We start from the raw sequence: 24,511 nt of genomic DNA on the forward strand, positions 1-24,511 counted from the left end.
TCAGACCGTCCTGTCCAAGACGATGAGAGACCGGTCCGGCACCCAGATCTTGTGTCCGGCCTCCACGACGGACGGGCGATCCGGGGACGGGTCGGCGGTTTCGATGACCTTCTCCCACTTCTCCCCGTACTCCGCGGGAGGCGTGGTGAACTCGAGCGGCGCGTCGTGCGCGTTGAAGAACAGCAGGAACGAGCTGTCCACGTGGCGCTGGCCGTACTGGCCGCGCTCCCGGATCCCCTCGCCGTTGACGAAGAGCGCCACGGCCCGGCCGAAGTCGTTGCCCCAGTCGTCGCCGGCCATCTGCCGCCCGTCCGGGGTGAACCACTCCAGGTCCGGCAGCGGGTCGCCGCCGCCACGGGCGGTCACCGGCAGGCCGGTGAAGAACCGGCGGCGCTGGAAGACCTGGTGCCGGTGGCGGAACGCGGTCAGCTTGCGGGCGAACTCCAGCAGCCGCTCGTCGGCGTTCTCCCAGTCGATCCAGGCGAGCTCGTTGTCCTGGCAGTAGGCGTTGTTGTTGCCCTGCTGGGTCCGCCCCAGCTCGTCGCCGTGGGAAATCATCGGCACGCCCTGGCTGAGCATCAGCGTGGCCAGGAAGTTGCGCCGCTGCCGGGCCCGCAGCGCGAGCACGCCCGGGTCGGTGGCCGGCCCCTCGATGCCACAGTTCCAGGACCGGTTGTGGCTCTCGCCGTCCCGGTTCTCCTCGCCGTTGGCGTCGTTGTGCTTGTCGTTGTACGACACCAGGTCGTTGAGCGTGAACCCGTCGTGCGCCGTCACGAAGTTGATCGAGTGGAAGGGCTTGCGGCCGTCGTCCTGGTAGAGGTCGGCCGAGCCGGTGATCCGGGACGCGAACTCGGCCAGCGTGGCCGGCTCGCCGCGCCAGAAGTCGCGGACCGTGTCCCGGTACTTGCCGTTCCACTCGGTCCAGTTCGGCGGGAAGTTGCCGACCTGGTAGCCGCCCGGCCCGACGTCCCACGGCTCGGCGATCAGCTTCACCTGGCCGACGATCGGGTCCTGCTGCACCACCTCGAAGAACGTCGACAGCCGGTCCACGTCGTAGAACTCCCGGGCCAGCGTGGACGCCAGATCGAACCGGAAACCGTCGACGTGCATCTCGGTCACCCAGTACCGCAGCGAGTCCATGATCAGCTGGAGGCTCTGCGGGCTGCGCACGTTCAGGCTGTTACCCGTGCCCGTGTAATCCATGTAGAACTGGGGTTGGTCGTCCACCAGCCGGTAGTAGGTCCGGTTGTCGATGCCCTTCAGCGACAGCGTCGGCCCCAGGTGGTTGCCCTCGGCCGTGTGGTTGTAGACCACGTCGAGGATGACCTCCATGCCGGCCGCGTGCAGCGCCTTGACCATCCCCCGGAACTCCTGGGTCTGCTGGCCGAGCGAACCCATCGCCGAATAGCCGTGGTACGGCGCGAAGAACCCGATCGTGTTGTAGCCCCAGTAGTTGCGCAGGTTCAGGTCGTGCAGCCGGTTGTCGTGCACGAACTGGTGCACCGGCATCAGCTCGACAGCGGTCACGCCGAGGCTCTTCAGGTGCTCGATGATCGCCGGGTGGCCGATCGCCGAGTAGGTGCCGCGCATGTCCTTCGGGATCTCCGGGTGCCGCTGGGTGAGCCCCTTGACGTGCGTCTCGTAGATCACCGAGTGGTGGTACGGGATGTCCGGCCGGCGGTCGTTGCCCCAGTCGAAGTACGGGTTCACCACCACGCCCTTGGGCATGTACGGCCCCGAGTCCAGCTCGGACATCTGATCCGGGTTGTCGAAGTCGTACGCGTACAGCGACGGATGCCAGTCGATGTCGGAGTCGACCGCCCGCGCGTACGGGTCCAGCAGGAGCTTGTGCGGGTTGCACCGCAGTCCCCGGTGCGGCTCGTACGGGCCGTAGACGCGGTAGCCGTACCGCTGCCCCGGCTCCACCCCCGGCAGATACGCGTGCCACACGAACGCGTCCTGCTCGTGGAGCAACACCTTCCGCTCGTTGCCGGCGGGGTCGAACAAGCAGAGCTCGACCGCCTCGGCCACCTCGGAGAAGATCGCGAAGTTGGTGCCCGTCCCGTCGTACGTGGCGCCCAGCGGGTACCGATGACCAGGCCAGACCTGCATAACCGTGCTCCTACCCCTCGGCCGTCCCTGTGATCGAGGCCGGCGGGAGTTTGCATTGCCCATCCGTGGGACGGACTAACCTCACGGGCCGCGTCACGGGCCATTCTCGCGGACTTCACTGCTAACGTCGGCCCGACTGTCCGGTTAGCCGCTGATATCTCCCCGTCCGGGGATGTGGCGCGTATCAAATCGAGCATTTGAGGGACCGTGCCGCGGAATGATCAGTTCACGTTCGGGCCGCACGTCTGCGGCTCCCTCTCCGCCGATGCGGGGGCCGGCCGGGAATGGCTGGTCACCGACGGTCTCGGCGGATACGCGTCGGGCACCGTCAGCGGCCTGCGCACCCGACGTGAACACGCTCTGCTGACCGTCTCCGGTCACGTCGCGCTCGCCTCGCTGGACCTCACCGTCACCCTGCCGTCCGGCGCCAAGGTGCCGCTCTATACGCACTCCTGGGCGTCCGGGCCGATCGAGCCGTCCGGGCACCGGCACCTGGAGATGTTCACCCTCGACCAGGGCCTGCCGCGCTGGCGCTGGCGGATCGGCGACGTCGTCGTCGAGCGTGAGCTGGCCATGCGGCACGGCCACCCGTCGCTCGCCGTCGTCCACCGGGTGATCAGCGCGCCCGGCCCGGTCGGTCTCGCCGTCGCCGCGATGTGCACCTGGCGGACCGCGCACACCAGCCGCCGCGCCGACGGTCCCGGCCTCACCGTCGAGCCCGTCACCGGCGGCGTGATCCTCGACGGGGCGTACCGGCTGCACGGCCCCGGCTGGCAGCCCGCCGGATCGTGGCACCTCGGCGTGCGTACCGGCGCCGAGGACTCCATCGAGGACCTCTGGCACGCCGGCACGTTCTTCCGCCAGGCGGGCCCCGGCGGCGCCTGCGAGATCTCGGCGTGGGCGGGCCCTCTCGGCGAGACCCCGCCACCACCGCCGGCGATCATCGCCGCGGAGCGCGAGCGGGCCCATCGGCTGGTCACCCTTGCCAAGGCCGAGGGGTACGCCGAAACGCTCGTTCTCGCCGCCGACCGGTTCATCGTCCGGGCGCCCGACGGACCGGACGTGGTCGCCGGATACCCGGGGCAGGGCTGCTGGCCGGCCGACACGATGACCGCCTACGAGGGGCTGTTCCTCGACACCGGCCGCGTCGACGAGGGCCGGGAGCTGCTGATCGCCAGAACCCGTGCGGCCGCCCGCGACCTGCGTACCCCGGACGCCCCCTGGCTGCGGCACGACGCCCTCGACGGGCCGCTGTGGCTGGTGCATGCGGTCGACCGGCACGTCACCCGTACCGGTGACGGCGCCCTGGCCGCCAAACTCGCGGCGCCGCTCGGCCGGGTTCTGCGCCACCACCTCGGCGGATCCGGGCCGCTCAGCATCGACCCGGCCGACGGGCTGATCCGGCTCGCCTCCCCCGGCCCCGAGACACCCCGGGTCGGCAAGCCCGTCGACCTCAACGCGCTCTGGGTGAACGCGCTGGCCGCCATGTGCGAACTGCTCGGCGAGGGCGGCCACGACGACAGCGAGCCGCGGGCCCGGCACGCCCGGGCGCAGGCGTCGTTCACGGCCCGGTTCCCGGCGCCCGAGGGCTGGCTGTACGACGTGATCGAGGGACCCGCGGCGGCCTACCCGCTCGGCGCCAGCGCCCACCACGACGACCCGTCGCTGCGGCCCCACCAACTGCTCGCCTGGTCGCTGCCGCACGCCCCGATGCGCGGCCGGCCGTCCACCGCCGTCCGCGCCGTCGGCGAGTCCCTGCTCACCCCGCTCGGCCCGCGCACCCTGGCCCCCGGCGAATACGGCTACCAGTCCCAGCGGCCCGCCGACCCGGACATGGCACACCACCAGGGCCCGGTGTGGACGTGGCTGATCGGCCCGTACGCCGATGCCTGTGCCGCCACCGGCCGGCCGGTCGACGGCCTGCTCGACGCCCTCGACGCGCACCTGTCCGAAGCCGGCGTCGGCTCCCTGGGCGAGACCGCCGACGGCGACGCCCCGCACCGCGCCTCCGGCGTCCCGTTCTCCGCCCGCTCGGTCGCCGAGGCCCTACGAGTCAAGCAGAGGTACCTGACGTGACCGCCGTCCCGCTCTCCCGCCGCCGGGCTGCCGCGTTCTCCCCGGAGGTGACGGCATGAGCCGGATCCTGCTGCTGTCGTGGGAGTATCCTCCGCTGCTCGTCGGCGGGCTCGGCCGGCACGTGCACGCGCTCGCCACCACGCTGGTCCGGGCCGGTCACGAGGTCACCGTGGTCACCCGGCACGGTCCGGGCGCGCTGCTCGAGGAGTACACCGAGGGCGTCCGGGTGGTCCGCGCCCCCGACGACCCGCCCGCCTTCGACGTGGCCGGCGGCAACCTGCTGGCCTGGGCGGTCGCCTTCAACCACACGCTCACCCGGGCCGCCCTGCGCGCCGCCCGGACCGGCGGTTTCGACGTGGTGCACGCCCACGACTGGCTGGTCGCGCACACCGCGGTCACGCTGCGCGAACACCTCGACGTGCCGCTGGTCGCCACCGTCCACGCCACCGAGTCCGGCCGTCACCAGGGCTACCTGCCGGACGCCCACAACCGCACCATCGACGACGTGGAACGCTGGCTGACCGCCGAGGCGGTACGCGTGATCGTCTGCTCCGCCTACATGAAACGCGAGATCGGCCGCCTCTTCGACGTGCCCGCCGACCGTGTCGACGTGGTCCCGAACGGGGTCGACGTCCTCCGCTGGCGCGCCCGTCCCCGAGCGGTCGCCGCCGCCCGGTCCCGCTACGCCGGTGACGGCCCGCTGATCAGCTACGCCGGCCGGCTCGTCTACGAGAAGGGCGTCCAGCACCTGATCGACGCCGTGCCCGCGCTGCGTTCCCGCTTCCCCGGCCTGCGCGTGGTCATCGCCGGCGACGGCCCCTACCGCCAGGACCTGGAAGACCGGGCCGCCGGTACGCCCGAGGTCAGCTTCACCGGTTTCCTCGGCGGCCACGAGCTGACAGCGCTGATGGGCGCCTCCGACTGCTACGTGGTGCCGAGCATCTACGAGCCGTTCGGCATGGTCGCGCTGGAGGCCGCCGCGGCCGGAACCCCGGTGGCCGTCGCCGCCACCGGAGGCCTGGACGAGATCGTCGACCACGGGGTGACCGGCGTGAAGTTCACCCCAGGCAGCCCGGAGGCCCTGGCCGAGGCGACCGGCTGGGTCCTCGGCGACCGCGATTTCGCCCGCTCCCTGGCCCTCCGAGCCCGCGAACGGGTCCGCGCCGACTTCAACTGGCCGGCCATCGCCGACCGGACCACCGCCGTCTACGGCCGCGCCCGCGCCACCGACGCCGACCGCGTTGCCCGCGAGGCCGAACACGTCCTCACGACCTCCGCACCGGCCGGCTCGCCGAGCCGTCTCGACACCACCGAGACAGCGCTGGGAGCCGGCCGCTCCTGATCGGCCGTGGCCGGTGCCGCCAGGCGACGCCACACCGCGGCCACTCACAACCGCCAGACCCCGCAGCACCGCGGCCACCCACAACCGCCAGACCCCGCAGCACCGCGGCCACCCACAACCGCCAGACCCCGCAACACCGCGGCCACTCACAACCGCCAGACCCCGCAGCACCGCGGCCACCCACAACCGCCAGACCCCGCAGCACCGCGGCCACCCACAACCGCCAGACCCCGCAACACCGCGGCCACCCACAACCGCCAGACCCCGCAACACCGCGGCCACCCACAACCGCCAGACCCCGCAACACCGCGGCCACCCACAACCGCCAGGTGCGAGACCACTGCCGTCCGGCCCGGCGGACGTGGTACACGATGCCACCGCATACGCCCGGCCCGCATACGCCCGGCCCGCATACGCCCGGCGGCCGCGTTGCGGTCCGGTGGGTCGCCTGCCTTGCGGGCCGCACAGATCGGTTCGCGTGGGCCGTACCGAATCAGAGGTTTGCCGAATAGACCGCCAACCCGGTGTGCGCCGCGGCCAGCAACGGCACGCTGACCTGGTGTTTCGCCGCTTCGGCAACCAGGTCGCCGACGATCGCCCCGGCTTCCACGGGCAGCCCTTGGACGAGATCCCGATACATCGACGAGGTCGTCGGCTCGGTGGTGACGATGGTCGCCTCCAGCATCGCCGCCGCCTTGCCGCGGATCGGGTGGCCGGCGGCCTCCGCGACGGCGGCGGTCTCGGCGGCCAGCGCGTGCAGGAACTCGCTGCCGCCGGGCGCCTTGTTGATCGCCCCGATCGAGCCGCGCAGCAGGGTCGTCGCCGCGCCGAGGGTGGCGAGCAGGATCCATTTGTCCCAGAGTTCCTGGATGATGGCGGTCGACGCGCGGGCGTCGAAACCGGCGCCGGTCAGCGTCTCGGCGACGGCGGCCAGATGATCGACCACCGCGGGATCGTCCAGCGAGGCGGCGTCGAGCGGTCCGAAGGCGAGCCGGTGCAGGCCGCTCATCTGGTGCACGTCGCCGTGCTCGTCGAGCGTCGCGTGGATCATGCAGACGCCGCCCCACGCCCGGTCCGCGCCGAAGCGGCGGACCAGCGACTCGATGTGACGGATGCCGTTGAGCAGCGGGATCACGACGGTCCGCGGGCCGACGGCGGGGGTCAGGCCGGAGAGGGCGGTCTCCAGCGAGTAGCTTTTCACCGCGACGAGCACCAGGTCGTAGTGACCGTCGGGCTCGGTGATGACGCGTGGTTGCAGCGACGTCTCGCCGTCGGGGCTCGTGATCCGCAGGCCGCGCTCGGCCAGGCGGGCCGCCCGCCCCGGCCGGACCAGGAACGTCACGTCCCGTCCGGCCTGGGCGAGGCGGCCGCCGAAGTAGCCGCCGGTCGCGCCCGCGCCGAGCACGAGGGTCCTCATCCGAGCTGCTCGTCCTCGTAGCACCAGCGCCACGACTCGCCCGGCTCGAACGAGCGCATCACCGGGTGGCCCTCGGCGGCGTGGTGCGCCGACATGTGCCGGGCCGGTGACGAGTCACAGCACGCGACCAGCCCGCAGGTCATGCACAGGCGCAGGTGCACCCAGTTGTGGTTGCCGGCGGCGTGGCACTGCGGGCAGCCGTCCTCGTAGGCGCTCAGCGGCGCCGGCTCGGTCGTCTCCTTGAGATGCTGACAGGTCAATCGTCACTCCGTTGCAGCTGGGACTCTTCCAGGTCTAGCTCGCGCTGGGCGCGGACCAGCACCTCCTCGGGGATCCGCCCCTCGTTGCGGGCGATCTTGAAAACGCGCCGTTCCGCTCTGATCATCTCCCGGCGCAGCCGGCCGTACGCAGCCGACGGGGTTTCCCGGTCCTGGCTGCCGAGCCGCTCCCACGCGTTGTTGCCTCGGCTCTCGACCAGGCCGCGCAGCCGCTCGACCACCGTCGGGGGCGCGCCGCCGGCATGCTCCTCCAGCGCCTCGATCGCGGCCCGGCCGGCAGCGTGCTGCACCCCGGCCTCGGCCAGCGCGTCCTGGGCGCTGTTGTCCTCGCGGACGCCGAGCCGGCGGGCCAGCCAGGGCAGCGTGGTGCCCTGCACCATCAGGGTCAGCACGATGATCGCGAACGCCACGAAGATGAGCAGGTCGCGGGGGTAGTAGGGCGCGTTCTCGACGCCGGGTGGCGGCAGGGTCTGGGCGGCGGCGAGCGTGACCACACCACGCATGCCGGCCCAGGCGATGACGGTGGGCACGGTGACCGGTGGTCGTGGCTCGCGGTTGCGGATCCGTGGGACGAGCCGGGCCAGGTATGTCGCCGGATACATCCACAGGAAGCGGACGGCCAGCAGCGCACCGAACACCACGGCGGTGACCTGCGCGGTGGTCGCCCAGCTGGTCTCGATGCTGCTGAGCACGTGCCGCATCTGGAGGCCGACCAGGAGGAAGACCACACCCTCCAGCAGGAAGTTGATCAGGCGCCAGACCGCCTCCATCTGCAGCCGGGAGGTGGCCGACAGCAGGTAGGGGATGCGGTGCCCGAGGTAGAGACCGGCGACGACGACGGCCACCACGCTGGAGGTGTGCAGTTTCTCCGCGACGATCACCACGACGAACGGGGTGAGCAGCGCCACCGCGTCGTCGAGCAGCGGGTCGTCGATCCTCCGGTGCAGCCAGGCGGCGCCGACCGCGAAGGCCAGCCCGATCAGCAGGCCGCCGCCCGCCGTCCGCACGACGTCGACGGAGATCTCCATGAGGCCGATCGCCGAGCCGGTCAGCGCGCCGATCGCGACCCGCACCATGACCAGGGCGGTCGCGTCGTTGAGCAGGCTCTCGCCCTCGAGGATGGTGACCACCCGGCGGGGCAGCCCCACGCGACGGGCGATCGCGGTGGCGGAGACCGCGTCGGGCGGGGCCACGATCGCGCCCAGGGCCACGCACGCGGCGAGCGGCACCTCGGGCAGCAGCAGGTGCATCAGGAAGCCGATCACCAGCGCGGTCAGCACCACGAGCCCCACCGCGAGCAGCAGGATCGGCCGCAGCGCGAGCCGGAACGCGGGCACCGAGGTCTGCAACGCCGCCACGTAGAGCAGCGGTGGCAGGATCCCGATCAGGACCAGCTCGTGATCGAGGTGCGCCTGTGGGAACCCGGGCACGAAGGACAGCCCGAGGCCCGCGACGAGCAGCACCAGTGGCGCGACGAACCCCAGCCGGCGCGCGAGGGCCGCGCCGACGACAGCGATCGCGACCAGTACGACAGTGTCGACGATCGTCTCCATGCCGGGAAGCTTAGAGACTCCCTGTGACAAGTCCCTACGTGGTGCTGATTACCCCGGAACGCGCGATCGTCTGGGTGCGCACGCCCTCCAGGCTGAAGTTGTCAGGTTTGAGCACCACGTCGACGACGAAGGTGTACGGCGTCTTCGGGTCCAGCCCGGTCACGGTGGCGCTGACGTCCCCGCACGTGGCCGGCGCGCTGCGGGTCCAGCCGACCTCCTTCTGCGCGCCGGTGATCAGGTTCTGGTTGATCGCCGTGATCCGGTAGTCGACGATGTTGCTGCCGCCCGGGTGATACCAGGTGACCACCGCGCTGGTGCTGGACGGCGTCACGGCCAGCCCGTCGATCCGCTGGATCCGCTGGATCGGCGTGCAGGTGCCGCTCGGTGTCCCGGACGGCCAGGGGCTGCCGCTGGGCAGCGGCGGCAGCGTGGTCGACGGGGTCGGTGACGCCTTCCCGACCGGCACGGTGGGCGACGGAGTGGCCGTGCCACCGCCGACGACGATCCAGTTGGGGCCGCCGGCGGCCGTGCCCTGCGCGCCCGGCCGGGTCGACGACGAGGAGGACGAGGAGCAGCCGGCGAGCAGCAGCGGCAGCGCGACGGCGGTCAGGGCGACGGCGGCGGACTTCCGATATCCCAGCACGTCTGGTGCTTCGGGTCGGAGCAGCGGAATCTTAGGTGTTGCGGTAATGCTCCCGGGCACGTTTCGCCAGGTCCTTGGTGGCGGCCGAGTTGACCCAGGTGCCGAGGATGATGCCGGCGCCCGGGACCATCTTGGCGAACAGGCGCTTCGCCGCGCGTACCCCCGCCATCTGTGCCAGTTTGACGCCGAGTTTCACCAGCACTCCGGCCAGCGGCCGGCCCGAGTCGCCGGTGAAGATCCGGCTGGCCCGCTCGCGCCCGGCCGCGACGCCGAGCGCCGTCCGCGCGGTCTCCGCCACCCGGTGCACCCGCTGCAGGACGAGCAGGTCGGTGGCCCGTTCCGGGGCGGCGGGGTCGGCGCCGTAGGCGGCGGCCACGTGCAGCACCAGGCGCGACTGGGTCCAGGCGAGGACGCCGACGTCGACCACCGCGCCGGGCAGGCCGGCCGCGCCGGAGACGGCGCCGGAGACCCGGGCCAGGGTGGTGAAGTGCCTGATCGCGAGGTTGGCGAGGCCGTCGGCGTCGAGATCGGGGCGCTCCTCACGCAGCCGGGCGTGCCAGGCGGCCGCCTCCGGGCCGAGCCGGCGCACCGCGTCGAGGGCGAGGTGCTCGGGAGCGTACTGCGGATCGGCCTTCATCCGGGCCCACAGCGTGCTGGAGGGGGCGAGGGACTCTGCGGACTGCTGTTGATTCAAAGATCACTCCAGGGGGCGGGGAGAAGGATCTGAAACCCATTGTGCGTGGTGCGTGCACGTCTCCGCCGCCACGCTCGGGTGCGCAATGATGGGAGCGTGCCGGAATGAACGCCGGCAGCCGGCTGTTACCGCCGGAACAGGCCCGCGTCAGCGGGCGCCGCTCTCACGGAGGTTCACAGCGTGCTCGACCCCCACGGGCTCTACGAGGTGACCGGCGACCTGCCGGCTCTGGACGGCCCGGTGCTCATCCAGGCGCTCACCGGTTTCGTCGACGCGGGCACCGCGATCCAGCTGGCCAGAGAAAATCTGCTGGAGCACCTGGAGAGCGAGATCGTCGCCACGTTCGACCTCGATCAGCTGCTCGACTACCGCTCCCGCCGGCCCCCGATGATCTTCGTGGCCGACCACTTCGAGAGCTACGAGGAGCCGAGCCTCGCCCTGCACCTGGTCAAGGACCAGCTGGGCACCCCGTTCCTGCTGCTCGCCGGCCCCGAGCCGGACCTGCAGTGGGAGCGTTTCATCGCCGCGGTGACCGGCCTGATCGACGATCTGGGCGTCAGCCGGACCGTGGGCCTCAACGCGATCCCGATGGCCGTGCCGCACACCCGCCCGGTCGGTGTCACCGCGCACGCCACCGACAAGCGCCTGCTCGGCGAGCACGAGTCGTGGCTGCAGCGGGTCCAGGTGCCGGCCAGCGTCGGCAACCTCCTCGAGTTCCGGCTCGGCCAGTCCGGGCGCGACGCGCTGGGCTATGCGGCGCACGTCCCGCACTACCTCGCGCAGACCGGTTATCCGGCCGCGGCCGAGGTGCTGCTCGACTCGGTGTCGGAGAGCACCGGCCTGGCCCTGCCGACCGGCAGCCTGCGCGAGTCGGCCAAGGCGGTCCGCGACGAGGTGGACAAGCAGGTCGCCGACGACGAGCAGGCGGCCCGCCTGGTCACCTCGCTGGAGGCGCAGTATGACGCGTTCCTGCGCGGCCGCCAGGGCAACCTGCTCGCCGACTCGGACACCCCGCTGCCGACGGCCGAGGAGCTCGGCGCGGAGCTGGAGCGGTTCCTCGCCGAGCAGAGCCGCGACGACAACTGACCGTCACCTCTTGAGCAGCCAGGCCAGCACCGCCGGCAGGTGCCCGTCCCAGAACTCCCAGGTGTGGTCGCCCGGCTCGAAAGCGGCGTCCACCCTGACCCCGGCGGTCGCGCACGCCGCCACGAACCGGCGGTTCTGCGCGACCAGATGATCGTCGCTGCCGCAGCGCAGCATGAGCCGCGGCAGCGACGACGGGTCGGCGACCCGGACGAGGTGCATCAGATCCTCGTCGCCGCCGGCGACGATCCGGTCGGCGAAGACCCTGGCCACCAGGGCACGGATGTGCGGGCGACGGTCATGTTCCTGGATGTACGCCAGATCGAGCGCCCCGGACAACGAGGCGGCCGCCGCGAACCGCTCCGGCTCACGCAGCGCCCACTTGAGCGCGCCGTAGCCACCCATCGACAGCCCGGCCACGAAGGTGTCCTCCCGGCGCGCCGACACCCGGAAGAACCGGCCGACCCGCTCCGGCAGCTCCGCCGACAGAAAATCCCAGAACCTCATGCCGTACGTCTCGTTGGCGTAGAAACTGCGGTCCACCGACGGCATCACCACCGCCACGCCGTGCTCCTCGGCGTAACGCTCCACCGAACTGAACCGCGTCCACGCGGTGTGATCGTCGGTGAGCCCGTGCAGCAGATACACCACGGGCGGCGGATCCACCGAGTCCCCGTCGGGCAGGAGCACCGTCATCGACGTGCTCATCTCGAGCGCCTCGGACCAGAAGTCACAGCGGATCAGTGCCATGCCCCCATTCTCCGCCACACCGCCGCCCGAAGATCGGGATCGGCGGCCGGCCTCTCCCTCTCGGTCGAGGCCGGCTTCTCACCCGATCATCAGGGCAGGCGCTCTCTCAGCTCCAGCCAGGGCCGGATCCGGTCCACCGAATCCGGCGGGAGGAACGGCGCGAGGAGTACCAGCGGATTGAGCATCGTCTTCGCATGACGCAACCGGACGAGGTCCCCCACCGGGGGCAGTGGTTGCGCCCCGGCGAGCCGCTGAGCCTCGGCCAGCGTGACCGGACACCGCTCGAGGAACAGGTCCACCATCGCGGTGGGCCGCCACCGGTCGCCCCACTCGGTGCTCGGTACGGAGCGTACGACCACCGCCGTCATGTTCATCCGGCTCACCGCCGCGTCGTGGGCGGAGACGGCCTCCGCCCGGACCGCCTCGGCCAGGGCACGCAGGTATGCCTCAGCCGGCCGGTGCCACGTCGGCCGCTGCTCCTGCAGGGCGGCGTACACATCTCCGGAGAGTGCGGCAGTGATGCTCGACCACTCCCGTGGATCGTGAAGCGGCTCGAGTTCCTGGGTTCCGAGGAGCCAGTCCGTCAGCCGGTTCGCGTCGAACCGGCCGACGGACCTGGAAGAATCACTCACCGGAAGATGATCCCGAACTTCTTGAACGCGTCACGGCCGATCTTGAGTGTGTCGGCGTCCGGGATGTAGTGCCCGCTGTTGCGGTTGATCTCCGCGCCGAAGTAGCCGCCCTGGCCGTCGTCGAAGATCATCGCCTCGCCGGCGGCCAGCACACTTCCGCCGTTCGCCAGAACCGAGTGCTTGATCTCGACCCCATCCACGTGCTTCGGGATCACGACCAGGGAGCCGTCGGTGAGCACCGCCCATTTCAGGGTCTCGCCGGTGTTCACGTACTCCTTGAATCGAGCACCGTTGACCGCGGTCGGCGTGACACCGAGCGCTTCGGCGATCGCCTTCTCCTTCTCCCACTCCTTGTACATCGTGTTGGGCCAGACCTTGCAGGCGTCGGAGGGATCCGCGGCCGCGGCCGCCTTTACGGAGGCTCCGGCGAACTTGCTGCCGACGCACGGCGGCTTGTTGTTGGTCTTGCGGAACACCTTGAGCTCACGGATGAGATCGATGCCCCGCTTGCCGCCGGGCAGCCAGCCGGCGCCCGGGATCATCGACAGCAGGCTCTCGGCCGCGCCGGTCTTGTCCCCTTCGAGGTACGAGACCAGGGCGTCCAGGGCGTCGCAGGGCTCGCCGACCACCGGGACGAACCCGCACACGGTCAGGACGATGTGGGTGACCAGCACCGCCTGCGCGCTCTTGGCGTCCAGCTCGGCCAGGTAGAGCGGCATGACCTCCTCACAGGCCTGGGCCTTGCCGAAGGTGATGGTGCAGAAGTTCTCGTCGTTGTTGATGGCGTGGAGCAGCTCGTCACCCTCACACCGGATGCCCATCATGTACAGGCGGATGTCACCGCACTTCTGCTGGATGACGTCCTTCTGCTGAGCGCGGCGCGCGGCCTCCTCCTTCTGCCGCAGGTCCAGCGAGATCTTCAAGGCCTCGACCGCGGCTTTGGCGGCCTCGTCCTTGCTCTTCAGGGCGTCGCGAGCGGACGCCGCCGCGTCGTCGGCCCGGCGCTGGGCGAACGCCGCGCTGGCCCGGGCGGCGTCGGCGGAGTTGCGTGCCCGGTTCGCCGACGCGGTCGCCTCTGCCGCGCTCTGCTTGGCCGCGGCCGCCGCGTTCTTCGCGGTCTGTGCGGACGCCGCCGCCTGCTGCGCCGAGTTCTTGGCGGCGTTCGCCGAGTTCTGCGCGTTCGCGGCGTAGACCTTGGCGTCGGCCGCCGCCTGCTTGGCCATCGCCTCGTACTGCTTGGCCGCGTCACTGGCCGACCGGGCCGTCGCCGCCGCCTGCGCCGCGACCGCCGCCTCCTGCTTGGCCAGCGCCGCGGTCCGTGCCGCGTCGTTGACCAGAGCCTCGATCTTCGCCGCGTGCGCCGCGGCCTCCTCGTCCCGCTGCTGTGCCTTGTACCGCGTCGACTCGAGGAAGTGCTTCGCGTACGAGCGCGGCCCGGAGAGCGCGACCTGTGCCGCTGCCTTGACCTCGGGCCCACCCGTCGACGCGATCTGGCCGACCTCGATACGCGCGTCCTGGTTGGCCGCGACGTACTGCCCCTCGCGCAGGAACGCGTGGAGCTGCTCCGCGGTACCGCTCAGCGCGGCCTGGCCGGCGGCCTTCATCGCCGGGCCACCATTGGTCATCAACTTGCCGACCTTGACCCGGTCGTCACGAACCTGGTCCGGGTACGCCCCGGTCCGCAGAAACTCCCGGAGGTCCGCCACCGGCCCGTCGGCGGCCGCGGTCGCCGCGGTCTTCAGACCCGGCGTGTCGGCGGTGTAGGCGATGGTGCTCGCGGTCTCCCGGTCGTCCTGCTCCGTGGTCAGCGGCAGGGTGACCCGGATGAACTGCAGAATGTCCGCATCGGTGCCGGTCAGCGCGGTCTCGGCCGCGGCCTGGCTCCACGGCCCGCCGTTGCTCAGCAGTCTCGTGGCCGCCTGCCGCCCGAGCGAGACGACGGTGGCGTCGGGCACGCCGGCGGCGGACGCCTCGTTGATCAGCCGGGTGGTCTCGGCGTCGCGCCGCTGAGTCGCCTGGCTGTCCCAGCGTGCCCGCTCGAGCTCGGTCTCCTCCTCGGCCCTGGCATCTTCGGCGGCCAGCATGTTCTCGGCCATCTGCGCGTCGATCCGGGCCTGGTCGGCCTCCCGGGCGACGGTCGCGACACGACGTGCCTCGGCCGCGGCGTTCGCCGCGACGTCAGCCGCCTTGATGGCGTTCTCCGCGTGGATCCGCGCCTCCTCGGAGGCCTTGCTCGACTTGCCCGCGTTCAGCGCCGCCTTGTCGGCAGCGGCCGCAGCCCGTTCCGCGTGGGCCGCCGCGTCATTGGCGAAGTTCTGCGCGTTGCCCGCCGCGGTCGCCGCCTGACGGGCGAACTTCTGCGCGGCTGCCGAAGCCCGTGCTGCCTCGGCCGCCTTCCGGCGCGCCTTCGCCGCCGCCCGCTCCGCCTCATCGGCGTCGGCCCCGGCCTGGCCGGCGTACTGGGCCGCCTCGGTCGCGGCATCCGCCGCCTGCGTGGAGTTCTGCACCGCCGAGTCGGCGGCCACCGCCGCGTTCGCCGACGCCTCGGCAGCGGCCTTCGCCTGGCCGGCGGCGACCGCCGCGGTCCGCGCGCTCGCCGCGACGTTCCGCGCGTTCACCGCCGCGTTCTTGGCGTCCTCCGCCTTCGTGGCATCGGTGGCCGCCGCGAACGCCGCCTTGTCCGCCCGGCTCGCCGCGTCGCCGGCCTTCGCCGCCGCGGCAGCCGCCCGCGAGGCCGCACTCGAAGCCGTCCGGGCCGCCGCGTTCGCCGCGTTCGCCGCCGCGACGGCCGTCTGCGCCGCATCCGCCGCACGCTGGGCCGCGTCCGCGGCACGCTTGGCCGCCCGGGCCGCCTTGAGCGCCGAGTCCTTGGCCGCGGCGGTCTCCTTGGCGGCGTCCTGCGCCGCCAGCTTGGCCAGTCGCGACGTCTCCACCGCACGGGCCGCGGCGTCCTTCGCCTGCTGCGTCTCCCGGGTCGCGATCTTGCCGGCCTCGGTGGCCTCCAGCGCCAGCTCCGTGACCGTCTGCAATTCGTCGTCCCGGGCTTGCGCGACGAACTGGCCATAGGCGAGGAACTCGGCGACGTCCTCGTCCGTGCCGTTCAGTGCGGCCTGCGCGGCCGCCTTCAGATACGCACCCCCGCCGGTCGAGATCTGCCCGACCAGCACCCGGTCGTCGTGACGCTGCGCCACATACTGCTGCTCGCGGAGGAACAGGTCCACGTCATCGGTGGTGCCGTTCAACGCCAGCTGGGCCAGACGCTTGACCTCCGGCCCACCGGCCGCCGCGACCTGACCCACCCGGGTGCGCTCGTCCCGGGCCCAGGCGGTCTCCCAGCCGGAGACCAGGAAGGCACGCCGAGCCGTACGGTCGCCGTCCAGGGCCGCCTGGCCGGCGGTCTTCATCGCCGTCCCGCCGACGCCCATGAGTTCCGCGATCGCGTCCCGGTCGTCCAGGTCCTGAGCCGTGAGCAGGCCGTTCGGCAGGAAGTCGCGCAGGTCCGCGTCGGTGCCGGACAGCGCTGCGCGAGCCTGCTCGGCCACATTGTTCTCGCCGAACTTGGCCAGCTCGACGGCCAGCGACCGGACCGCCACCGGATCGTTCTGCACCATGTCGGCGCTTGCCGGTGACGGGACGCCCAGGACCGTCAGGGCGACGCATCCCGCAGCAGCCGCCGCCAGTCGTGATCGGAATCTCATAAGCTTCACTCCCCGTGATGAATGTCATCGATCGGCCGCCGGCCGGGCCGGCGCCCTGGCGCGAGAATCACTTCCGGGCACGCGGCAGCCACCGCCGGGCGGGCGGTGCAGGAGTGATCGAGTTCGCGCCGAGGTGACCGGCGTCAGAGGCGCTGGGCTGCCACAACGGACAACTCAGCCGAAGCTCTCGCAACGAGTCGCATCGCTATACCTCCCCCGGATCGCCACCCAGCGGCAGCAATCGATATAAACCGAAGCGCGAGGAGTATAGCCAACAGTCGATCAAAAGATACGTGCGGCCGGTCGCGACGCGGAGGCCGCGGAGTCCCGCCCGGCCCCGGAGAGCACCTGTTCACCTGCTCGTCAGCGGCCGTCCACCGCGCCCGGCTCCCAGATCAGGATCTGGCGGTGGTGGGTGAAGCCGTTGCGCAGGTAGAAGTCGACAGCGCGACGACCGGAATGGACGGTCACGTGCAACAGGCCCCGAGTGCGCGCCTCGGCCAGGATCGCGGCCATCATCGCGGCGCCGACACCCCGATTGCGGTGCTCCTCACGAACCATCACGGACTGGACGTCGCCGTACCGCCGGGTCGTCGACCCGTTGCCGGGCACCCGTTCGGCGACGAAGAGAAAGGCGCAGCCGATCACACGGCCGTCGATCTCGGCGACGAACGGCAGGTGGGTCTCCGCGTGGGAGAGGATCCATGCCGCGTACGCCGGAACGCCGTCCGCTTCGATGCCGCGCAACTCCGCGAGCGCCGCCACATCCGCCGGTCCCGCCATCCGCACGATCACCGGCGGAGTCTAGCGCCGGAGCCTTCGGTCGCGGGCCGATGAACTCCGCCGCGGCCGGGTCGCCGGCGGCCGGTTTCCGCGTTGGGAATGTCGTACCCGTCGATTAGAATGTATGTACGAAAGAGGGGACCTGAGCTGCGGATCTTCAGGCCTTCGGAGGCCCCTTGCGGCCTGATTTCCGCAGTGCGAGCGAGGAGACGACGTGACGATCTCGACCACCACCCCCGTGCCCGTGATCCCTCCCTACGCGACGATGCTCGGCTTCACCCGCTACGTGTCGCGCACCGGTCCGGCGAAGGCCACGTTCGTCGGCGGCCTGCGCAAGCAGCGGGAGCGCCGGAGCGGGTTCAACCCGCACGGCCAGCTGGTGAAAGCGCTGAAGGCCGACATCGCTTTCCGGACCGGCGGCAGCTACCTCGGCGGCGTGGTCGATGTGGTGAAGGACCGCTGGAAGCCGCTGTACGAGACGCTGCGCGCCGGCGCCCGTACCTATCTGGCCTCGCTCGGCGACCCTGAGCAGGTCAATCTCGCGCAGACCCGCGACGCGATCGCCACTGTCGGCCCCCTGGCTGTGAAGATCAACCCGCACTTCGGGCTGCGCTACGACGACGGGCGGCGCGAGGCCGTCCGCCTCCACTTCGACGAGGAGCCGCCGAGCCCCGAGGCCGCGACGGCGATGCTCCACCTGATGGCCCGCCACATGGACCAGATCCTGCCCAACGCCGAGCCGGTCCTGGTCGACCTGCGCCGGGGCGTCGCCCACCGCATCGACCGGTCGGCCCGCCCGGGCGACGTCGAGAGCTGGCTGGCCGGCGAGGCGGCGGCCTTCACCGCCATGTGGGCCGCGACCGCGTCCCCAGCCGCCTGACCCTGCCCTGCTCCGGCCGGGCGCATGCCACCCCACGCGCCCGGCCGGCCCATTTCCCACGCGTGGCCGGCCGCCCACCCCACACGCCCGGCCGATCCATTTCACACACGCGGCTGGCCGCCCCACCCCACGCGTCCGGCCGATCCATTTCCCACACGCGGCTGGCCCGCTCGACCCCACACGCCCCGCCGACCCATTTCCCACACGTGGCCGGCCGCCCCACCTCACACGCCCCGCCGACCCATTTCACACACGCGGCTGGCCCGCCCCACCCCACCCCAAACGCCCGGCCGGCCCATTTCCCACGCGTGGCCAGCCGCCCGACCCCACACGCCCCGCCGACCCATTTCACACACGCGACTGGCCGCCCCACCCCACACGCCCGCCGGCCCGCTCGCTCCGCACGCTCGGCCGCCCGGAGAGCTCCTGCCAGCCGCCCGGGAGAGCCCGCCGGCCGCCTCTCTGCGCTGGTCTGCGCACGCGTCGGCGGGTTGGCGGGCCGTGACCCGTGTCGCCCTCCGGCGGGCAGCGGCTAAGCTGCCTGGCGTGAGTCCCTTCCCCGGCGTTCTGCCGCCGCCGCGCTCCTGACCGGAGCGCCGCCGCGCCGATTCAGCACCGGCTGATCGGCTGCTTTGCCTTGCGCTCCGTCGCCGTTCTCTGACGACTCACTCTTTTCTCGGAGCGCACGTGTTCATCTCGTACTTCTCGTCTGTCTTCTCGTCGGCCACGGCCGGCGCCCGGCTCAGCCTGTTGCAGGTGTCCGCGGCCGGGATCCTCTGGGGCACCGCCGGTGTCGTCGTGCAGGTTGTCGCCGGGCACACCGGGCTCGGGGCGCTGGCGATCGGTTTCTACCGGCTCGCCGTCGCCGCCGTCGTTCTGCTGGTCATCGGGTGGCCGTCGCGGCGGCGGATCGCGGCGGCGTTCCGTGGCGCGCCGGCCGCGGTCGTCGCCGCCGGGGTCGGGCTCGCCGCCTATCAGGGCCTCTACTTCGTGGCCGTCCGGCTGAGCGGCGTCAGCATCGCCACCGTGGTCAGCCTCGGCATCGCGCCCGTGCTGCTGAGCGCCTGGGAGACGCTACGCACCAGGCAACGGCCCAGCATCGCGACCATGATCGCCTCGGCAGCGGCGATCGGTGGCCTGGTCCTGATCGGCGGGGCCACCGCCGGATCGGGCGCAACCACCGGACCAGGCGCGACCACCGGACCGGGCGCCTCCGCCGCCGGCCTCGGTCTGCTGGCCGCCATCGGCTCGGGCATCGTCTATGCCGCGTCGACCGCGCTCAGCCGCCACACCACCCAGGGCGTGGAACCGCTCACCCTGACGACCCTGTCGTGCGCGATCGGGGCGATCGCAATCCTGCCGATCGCCGCCGTCGAAGGCCTGGCGTTCATCCCGCAGGCCGGGCCGGTCGCTCTGCTGATCTATGCGGGCGCGATCACCACGGCCCTGGCGTATGCGCTGTTCTACACGGGCCTGCGGCGCATCTCCGGCAGCGTGGCCGTGGTGGTCACCCTCCTCGAACCGCTCACCGCAGCGCTCCTCGCCGTACTCCTGATCGATGAGCCTCTCGGTCTTGCGACGATGATCGGAGGGTTGTTGCTGCTCGGGGCTGTGGCGACGCTCTACCTGGATGCGGACGGCGCCCCGGAGCCGGCGCCGCTGCCCGCCGACCCGATCGGCACGCCGTCCGCCGGCCCGGCCTCCGATCCGGGTCTTCTCGGAGCGGGTCCCGCCACACCGGAGCCGGCCGGCGAGACCTCGGCCGACACACCGGATCCCGCCGGCGAGACCCCGGCCGACACACCGGATCCGGTCGGCGGGACCTCGGCCGGCACACCGGATCCGGTCGGCGGGACCTCGGCCGGCATGCCGATCCGGGGCTGAGGACGCGGCCGGTCGTGGGGTGGTCCCGCGACCGGCCGCGTCACCACCCGTCGTTGTCCGCCGGGGCCGATCGGCGTTTCGAGGATCTCGGGAGGGATCGGGCGCCTGGCCTGGTTCTTGCATGTTGTGCCGGGCCGCCGGGCTCGCGGGTTGATCTTCGCGGGAGCCCGGACGCCGGTGCGAAACACCGGCCGCACCGGGACGGACGGCACGGCCGTGGACGAGGTGGCCATCCCCGTGGTGCCAGGACGGGAGAGGGGTGGACATTTTCCGGGTTGCGGCGCGGGAACGGCTTAGGTGCAGCGCGGTTGCGACGATGACTCCTGTTGTCAGGGTGAAGGCGTTACCTCGGAGGGCGTTCGGCCATGGGGAAGCTCGGTCAGATGGCGGGAAGCGTGACGCTGGCGGCGGCGGTGGGTCTGAGCGGCTCGCAGGCCCTGCCCGCCCTGGCGAGGGCGACGCCGGGCGATCCGGCGCCGGCAGCGGGCACGGGTCGGCCGGCGGCGCCGGTCGAGGCGGGGCTGCCCGATCCGGTGGCGTTCGTACGGGACGGGGACGTCTACGTCAGCAAGGGCGCGACCGAACAGCGGCTCACCACCGGTGGTGGACATGCCCGGCCGCGGTGGTCGCCGGACGGTCGGCAGATCGCCGTGCTGAACAGGGGGCAGGTCTGGGTCATGAAGGCGGACGGCAGTGGACAGCGGCGGCTGAGCACCCGTCCGGCGGGTGGGCCGTCGTGGTCGCCGGACGGGAAGTGGATCGCGTTCGCGTCGCTGTCCTGCACCGGTGGGCCCGGCGTGTACCGGATCTCGGCGACAGCGGGCGGGGCGAAGCCGGAGGTGCTGTTCCCCCGGGACTGCCGTGGGGAGAAGCTGCCGGAGGAGACGACGGCCGGGCCTGCCACCGGGTCGCTGCGGGAACGGCTGCAGTACGACAACGCGGTGGCCTGGTCCCCGGACGGCATCCGGGTGGCGTTCCGGGGTGGGGACTGCGAGTCGACGTACGACGCCTGCCTGAGCATCGGGACGGTGGCGACCGGCGAGGAGCAGACCGTCGCCGCTTACGGCGGCGGAGGTACGCAGAACCGGGGCTTCGCGGTGGTGCCGAGCTGGCGTCCGGACGGGGTGAAGCTGTCCTGGACCGCCTACGAGGAGGGTGAGACGGCCGCCGGGAACAAGCCGGTTCACCTGGTCGAGTACGACACGGCCACCGGGGCCGAGCGGACCGTCGGGAGCGCGCTCGACCGTGAGTTGTCCTATGCCGACTCCGGCCACGCGGTCGTCACCAGCCGCAACAACGGTGGATCGTGGCTCACCGTCCTCCGCCTGTCCGACGGGACGCGCACCCTGCTCCGCTCCGGCTCGCAGCCGAGCGTCCGGCCCCGGCCCCACTGACCGGCGGAGCAAGCCGCCGCACGAAGCGACGACCGCCGCGGCCACGCCAAGCGGTCCGAGCGCGTCCGCCGGGCACCGCCCGCCACGGGATTTCGCGCCGGCCGGGGGCGGGTTCTATCGTTGGCCGCGCCATGAGTGAGACCGAAGCACCCGCAGCCAGGCCTATCCGCACCTTTCACCCGCGCCGTGGGCGGATGAGCAGCCGCCACGCCGACGCGCATGCGGCGCTGTGGCCACGGTTCGGGCTGACGGTGGTCGACGGGGACCGTACCCCCTTGGATCTTGTGGAGTTGTTCGGCCGGGACGTGCCGGTGGTCCTGGAGATCGGGTTCGGGATGGGGGACGCGACCGCGGCCATGGCCGCGGCGGATCCCGCGCGGGGGTATCTCGGGGTCGAGGTGCACACGCCCGGCATCGGCAACCTGCTGGCGCTCACCGGCGAGCTGGGGCTCGACAACGTGCGCGTGGCCTGCGGCGATGCGATGCAGCTGGTGCACCGGATCGAGCCGGCGAGCCTGGACGCGGTGCACGTGTTCTTCCCGGATCCGTGGCCGAAGGCCCGTCACCACAAGCGGCGCCTGATCCAGCCGTCGAACGTGGCTCTGCTGCGCGACCGGCTCCGCCCGGGTGGGGTGCTGCACTGCGCCACCGACTGGCCGGAGTATGCGGAGGCGATGGCGGAGACGCTCGACGCCGATCCGGGCCTGCGGCGACTGCCGGAAACGCCACACGGCCGGCCGGAGACGAAGTTCGAGCGGCGCGGCGCCGCGGCGGGCCGTCCGATCACCGATCTGCGGTACGAACGCCGCTGAACCCGGCCGCACCGATGCCGGGCAAGAGCCGGCCGGGCGAATACCGGCCCGCGCGTATGAAGACCGGGCGAAGGCCGACCCACGCGGGCCGACCCGGGCCGAGGCCGACCCACGCGGGCAGACCCGCGCCGAGGCCGACCCGGGCCGGAGCGCTGCGGAATCGGGGGCAAAGGGTCCGGCGGAAGCGGCCGACACTGAAGGTTGTGGGGTGGATCTCAGTCCCCCGCCGTGAAGGGCCGGAGCGCGCGCCGCCGTATTTGCCGGTTTTAGCCCTTTCGCGCATCTAGGCTTGAGGTGGAGGTCGGCCATGCGGCGAGAAGGCCCCGGCGATGCCGGGCGGTCCGGACGGACGCACGCGGCGGAAGCCGCGGTTCCCGCACGCACGGCCGAGCCTTACGGGGGGACGGCCGTCGACGAGCACCCACGCTCGCCGGCGGCCGCCCGCTTTCTCGGGTCCTCCCCGCATCGTGGTGTCCTCACCAGCGGATCCGCCGACCAGCTGGCGGCCCTGACCGCGCGGGCGGCGAGCGCGCCGAGCGCCTGTGTGCAGTTCGTCGAGGGCGAGAGGCTGCGGTTGTACGGCAGCTGGGGCCTGGCCGCCGACTGGGACGAGGTGAGCCACACCGATCTGGGCACATCGCTCGGCGGGATCGTGGTACGGACCGGCGGCACCCTGGCGGTGACGGACGCGCTGGCCGACGACCGGGTGCCGGCCGGGACGCTGCGCGAGCACGGTGGCGCCTACCTGGGCTATCCGGTGCACGACCGTCGGGGCCGGGTGCTCGGGGTGTGCTGCGCCTACGACCACCGGCCGCGGGAGTGGACGGCCGAGCAGGTCGCCGCGGTGGCGGAGGCGGCCGAGGTGGCGACGCTGCTGATCGGGGAGCAACTGGCCCGGCACGAGCTGGAGCAGCAGCACCGGTTTCTGGACGCGGTGCTGGACAGCCTGCACGACGGGGTGACCGCGTGTGACGCCGACGGGCGGGTGGTGTTCGTCAACGAGCGGATGCGCCGGCTGTGGGGTGACTCGCCGGTGGAGGACGTGACGGGGCTGGCCGACGGTTCGGGGGTGCCGCTGCTCCGGGAGGAGCTGGGGCTGTTCCGGGCGCTGCGCGGCGAACAGGTCCGTGACGAGCCGATCGCCGCGCACGGGCGGAGCCGCCGGACCAGGTTCTTCCTGATGGACGCGCAGCCGATCCGCGGGCGGGACGGCCGGGTGGTGGGGGCCGTGCAGGCGGTGCAGGACGTGACCCGGCAGCGGCGGGCCGAGCGGTTCCGCAGTTGTGAGCTGGCCGTGACGACGGCGCTGGCCGGGGCGCCGAGCATCGAGGCGGCCGGGCCGCGGGTGCTGGAGGCGGTGGTCGCGACCCTGGACTGGGTGCACGCCGAGCTGTGGATGGTCGACGACGGTACGATCCGGGCGGCAGCTCGATGGAGCATGCCGGGCTGGCCGTCGGGGATTCCGGTGCCGGAGCGGCTGGCGTACGGGCAGGGGCTGGCCGGCCGGGCCTGGCAGGTGGACAAGCCGCTGTGGATCCGGGACGTGGGCCGCCCGCAGAGCCTGATCTCCCCGGACACGTCGGCGGACCGGCTGCACACGGCGCTGGCGATCCCGGTGCACGACGGTGCGGGGCCGATCGGGGTGCTGACCGTGTTCGCCGACTCGGTGGAGGATCCGGAGGACGAGCTGGTCGCGCTGATGTCGGGGATCGCCGCGCATCTGGGGCAGTTCGTGGAGCGCCGCCGGGTGGAGGATCTGCAGCGGCAGCTGACCCGCAGCAAGAACGAGTATCTGGCGTTGATCGGGCACGAGCTGCGGACACCGTTGACGTCCATCAGCGCCTACACCGAGCTGCTGCGTGAGGCGGACGAGGCGACGCTGGTACGGGACGGCCCACGCCTGATCGCGGTGATCGAGCGCAACACGAACCAGCTCCGGGAGATCATCAACGAGCTGCTGGAGCTGTCGGCGCTGGACGCGGGACACGCTGACGTACGGCGTACCCCCATGGATCTTGCCGAAGTGGTCCGTGAGGTGGTGGACCGGGCGCGGGCGGCGATCGACGGCGCGCCCGTGGTGATCGACACGGACCTGCCCGGTGAGTTGATCGTGCCGGGCGATCGGGACCGGCTGCGGCACATCGTGGAGAAGCTGCTGGGCAGCGCAGTCCGGTTCAGTCCGGACGGCGGGCACGTGGCGGTGTCGCTGCGCAGCACCGGGCGGACGGCCGAGCTGGCCGTGTCGGACGCGGCCGGGGATGTGCCGCACGCCGAGCGGGAACAGCTGTTCACCGGTCATTTCCGGACGGCCCGCGGCCACGACCGGGTGCTGCCGGGCAGCGGCCTGGGCCTGACCCTGAGCCGCGCCGTGGTGGAGCGGCATCACGGCAGCATCGAGCTGACCGGCGGGGACGGCGGCACAACGGTGCTGGTCCGGCTGCCGCTGGAGGTCAGATGAAGGCCCCGAGCCCCGAGCCCCG

At 72.2% G+C, this 24,511-nt stretch carries 18 protein-coding genes; 8 read left to right on the forward strand and 10 right to left on the reverse strand.

Annotated elements, in window-relative coordinates; translation table 11 throughout:
• Entirely contained in the window at positions 1–2,112 is a 2,112-nt protein-coding gene (gene glgX / locus BM290_RS14445) for a glycogen debranching protein GlgX (protein ID WP_093614108.1), read from the reverse strand.
• A gap of 207 nt (positions 2,113–2,319) precedes the next feature.
• Between glgX and BM290_RS14450 the strand changes: the two genes are divergently transcribed.
• Both BM290_RS14450 and BM290_RS14455 read left to right on the forward strand, forming a co-directional pair.
• Positions 2,320–4,188 carry an amylo-alpha-1,6-glucosidase gene (locus BM290_RS14450; protein WP_093614111.1) on the forward strand — a complete coding sequence of 623 codons (1,869 nt, stop codon included), beginning with the start codon at positions 2,320–2,322 and terminating at the stop codon, positions 4,186–4,188.
• Positions 4,189–4,243: 55 nt separating this feature from the next.
• Positions 4,244–5,530 carry a glycosyltransferase family 4 protein gene (locus BM290_RS14455; protein WP_093614113.1) on the forward strand — a complete coding sequence of 429 codons (1,287 nt, stop codon included), beginning with the start codon at positions 4,244–4,246 and terminating at the stop codon, positions 5,528–5,530.
• Positions 5,531–6,023: 493 nt separating this feature from the next.
• Here the strand turns inward: BM290_RS14455 and BM290_RS14460 are convergent, their stop codons facing one another.
• From BM290_RS14460 to BM290_RS14480, 5 genes are read right to left on the reverse strand one after another with little or no spacing between them, the layout of a single operon-like run.
• Positions 6,024–6,947, reverse strand: coding sequence for a ketopantoate reductase family protein (locus tag BM290_RS14460; RefSeq protein ID WP_093614115.1), 924 nt, complete (start codon positions 6,945–6,947; stop codon positions 6,024–6,026).
• Complete coding sequence (locus BM290_RS14465) at positions 6,944–7,207, reverse strand: UBP-type zinc finger domain-containing protein (protein ID WP_093614117.1); 264 nt, start codon at positions 7,205–7,207, stop codon at positions 6,944–6,946. Before BM290_RS14465 ends, BM290_RS14460 begins: the two co-directional genes overlap by 4 nt.
• A complete protein-coding gene (locus BM290_RS14470) occupies positions 7,204–8,778 on the reverse strand; it encodes a Na+/H+ antiporter (protein WP_093614119.1) in 1,575 nt (524 codons plus the stop codon). The genes BM290_RS14465 and BM290_RS14470 overlap by 4 nt, the downstream gene beginning before the upstream one ends.
• Positions 8,779–8,812: 34 nt before the next feature.
• The gene (locus BM290_RS14475; RefSeq protein ID WP_093614121.1) at positions 8,813–9,421 is read right to left on the reverse strand and encodes a fibronectin type III domain-containing protein; all 609 of its coding nucleotides are present in this window, start codon (positions 9,419–9,421) and stop codon (positions 8,813–8,815) included.
• Between the two features lie 31 nt (positions 9,422–9,452).
• Positions 9,453–10,058, reverse strand: coding sequence for an EcsC family protein (locus BM290_RS14480; RefSeq protein ID WP_093614123.1), 606 nt, complete (start codon positions 10,056–10,058; stop codon positions 9,453–9,455).
• 237 nt (positions 10,059–10,295) lie between these two features.
• Here BM290_RS14480 and BM290_RS14485 point away from each other — a divergent pair, with 237 nt between their 5' ends.
• Positions 10,296–11,201, forward strand: coding sequence for a proteasome assembly chaperone family protein (locus BM290_RS14485; RefSeq protein ID WP_093614125.1), 906 nt, complete (start codon positions 10,296–10,298; stop codon positions 11,199–11,201).
• A 3-nt stretch (positions 11,202–11,204) separates the two neighbouring features.
• On the opposite strand, the gene BM290_RS14490 is transcribed toward BM290_RS14485, so the two are convergent.
• From BM290_RS14490 to BM290_RS14505, 4 genes are all read right to left on the reverse strand, one after another.
• The gene (locus BM290_RS14490; RefSeq protein ID WP_093614126.1) at positions 11,205–11,948 is read right to left on the reverse strand and encodes an alpha/beta hydrolase; all 744 of its coding nucleotides are present in this window, start codon (positions 11,946–11,948) and stop codon (positions 11,205–11,207) included.
• An 89-nt stretch (positions 11,949–12,037) separates the two neighbouring features.
• Complete coding sequence (locus BM290_RS14495; RefSeq protein WP_143133740.1) at positions 12,038–12,580, reverse strand: hypothetical protein; 543 nt, start codon at positions 12,578–12,580, stop codon at positions 12,038–12,040.
• Positions 12,577–16,278: an ALF repeat-containing protein gene (locus BM290_RS14500; RefSeq protein ID WP_093614129.1), complete on the reverse strand. Its 3,702-nt coding sequence runs from the start codon at positions 16,276–16,278 to the stop codon at positions 12,577–12,579. The genes BM290_RS14495 and BM290_RS14500 overlap by 4 nt, the downstream gene beginning before the upstream one ends.
• 363 nt (positions 16,279–16,641) lie before the next feature.
• Positions 16,642–17,073 (reverse strand): GNAT family N-acetyltransferase, encoded by a 432-nt coding sequence (locus BM290_RS14505; RefSeq protein WP_239143539.1) that lies wholly within the window; start codon positions 17,071–17,073, stop codon positions 16,642–16,644.
• Between the two features lie 253 nt (positions 17,074–17,326).
• Between BM290_RS14505 and BM290_RS14510 the strand changes: the two genes are divergently transcribed.
• The 5 genes from BM290_RS14510 (at position 17,327) to BM290_RS14530 (ending at position 24,489) form a co-directional block, all read left to right on the forward strand.
• The gene (locus tag BM290_RS14510) at positions 17,327–17,941 is read left to right on the forward strand and encodes a hypothetical protein (RefSeq protein ID WP_093614733.1); all 615 of its coding nucleotides are present in this window, start codon (positions 17,327–17,329) and stop codon (positions 17,939–17,941) included.
• 687 nt (positions 17,942–18,628) lie between these two features.
• Positions 18,629–19,825 (forward strand): EamA family transporter, encoded by a 1,197-nt coding sequence (locus BM290_RS14515; protein ID WP_239143540.1) that lies wholly within the window; start codon positions 18,629–18,631, stop codon positions 19,823–19,825.
• A 383-nt stretch (positions 19,826–20,208) separates the two neighbouring features.
• The gene (locus tag BM290_RS14520; RefSeq protein WP_239143541.1) at positions 20,209–21,219 is read left to right on the forward strand and encodes a TolB-like translocation protein; all 1,011 of its coding nucleotides are present in this window, start codon (positions 20,209–20,211) and stop codon (positions 21,217–21,219) included.
• A 194-nt stretch (positions 21,220–21,413) separates the two neighbouring features.
• Complete coding sequence (gene trmB, locus BM290_RS14525) at positions 21,414–22,031, forward strand: tRNA (guanosine(46)-N7)-methyltransferase TrmB (protein ID WP_373871052.1); 618 nt, start codon at positions 21,414–21,416, stop codon at positions 22,029–22,031.
• 307 nt (positions 22,032–22,338) lie between these two features.
• A complete protein-coding gene (locus BM290_RS14530) occupies positions 22,339–24,489 on the forward strand; it encodes a sensor histidine kinase (RefSeq protein WP_093614135.1) in 2,151 nt (716 codons plus the stop codon).
• The last annotated feature ends 22 nt before the right edge of the window (positions 24,490–24,511 follow it).

Origin of the sequence: Actinoplanes philippinensis (assembly GCF_900113015.1) — a bacterium.
Lineage (GTDB): Bacteria > Actinomycetota > Actinomycetes > Mycobacteriales > Micromonosporaceae > Actinoplanes > Actinoplanes philippinensis.

Coding starts and splice junctions, on each gene's coding strand:
- BM290_RS14480 (WP_093614123.1), bottom strand. CDS start 10,058: ATGAAGGCCGATCCGCAGTACGCTCCCGAGCACCTCGCCCTCGACGCG.
- BM290_RS14455 (WP_093614113.1), top strand. CDS start 4,244: ATGAGCCGGATCCTGCTGCTGTCGTGGGAGTATCCTCCGCTGCTCGTC.
- BM290_RS14530 (WP_093614135.1), top strand. CDS start 22,339: ATGCGGCGAGAAGGCCCCGGCGATGCCGGGCGGTCCGGACGGACGCAC.
- BM290_RS14510 (WP_093614733.1), top strand. CDS start 17,327: ATGCTCGGCTTCACCCGCTACGTGTCGCGCACCGGTCCGGCGAAGGCC.
- BM290_RS14470 (WP_093614119.1), bottom strand. CDS start 8,778: ATGGAGACGATCGTCGACACTGTCGTACTGGTCGCGATCGCTGTCGTC.
- BM290_RS14520 (WP_239143541.1), top strand. CDS start 20,209: ATGGCGGGAAGCGTGACGCTGGCGGCGGCGGTGGGTCTGAGCGGCTCG.
- glgX (WP_093614108.1), bottom strand. CDS start 2,112: ATGCAGGTCTGGCCTGGTCATCGGTACCCGCTGGGCGCCACGTACGAC.
- trmB (WP_373871052.1), top strand. CDS start 21,414: ATGAGCAGCCGCCACGCCGACGCGCATGCGGCGCTGTGGCCACGGTTC.
- BM290_RS14500 (WP_093614129.1), bottom strand. CDS start 16,278: ATGAGATTCCGATCACGACTGGCGGCGGCTGCTGCGGGATGCGTCGCC.
- BM290_RS14490 (WP_093614126.1), bottom strand. CDS start 11,948: ATGGCACTGATCCGCTGTGACTTCTGGTCCGAGGCGCTCGAGATGAGC.
- BM290_RS14460 (WP_093614115.1), bottom strand. CDS start 6,947: ATGAGGACCCTCGTGCTCGGCGCGGGCGCGACCGGCGGCTACTTCGGC.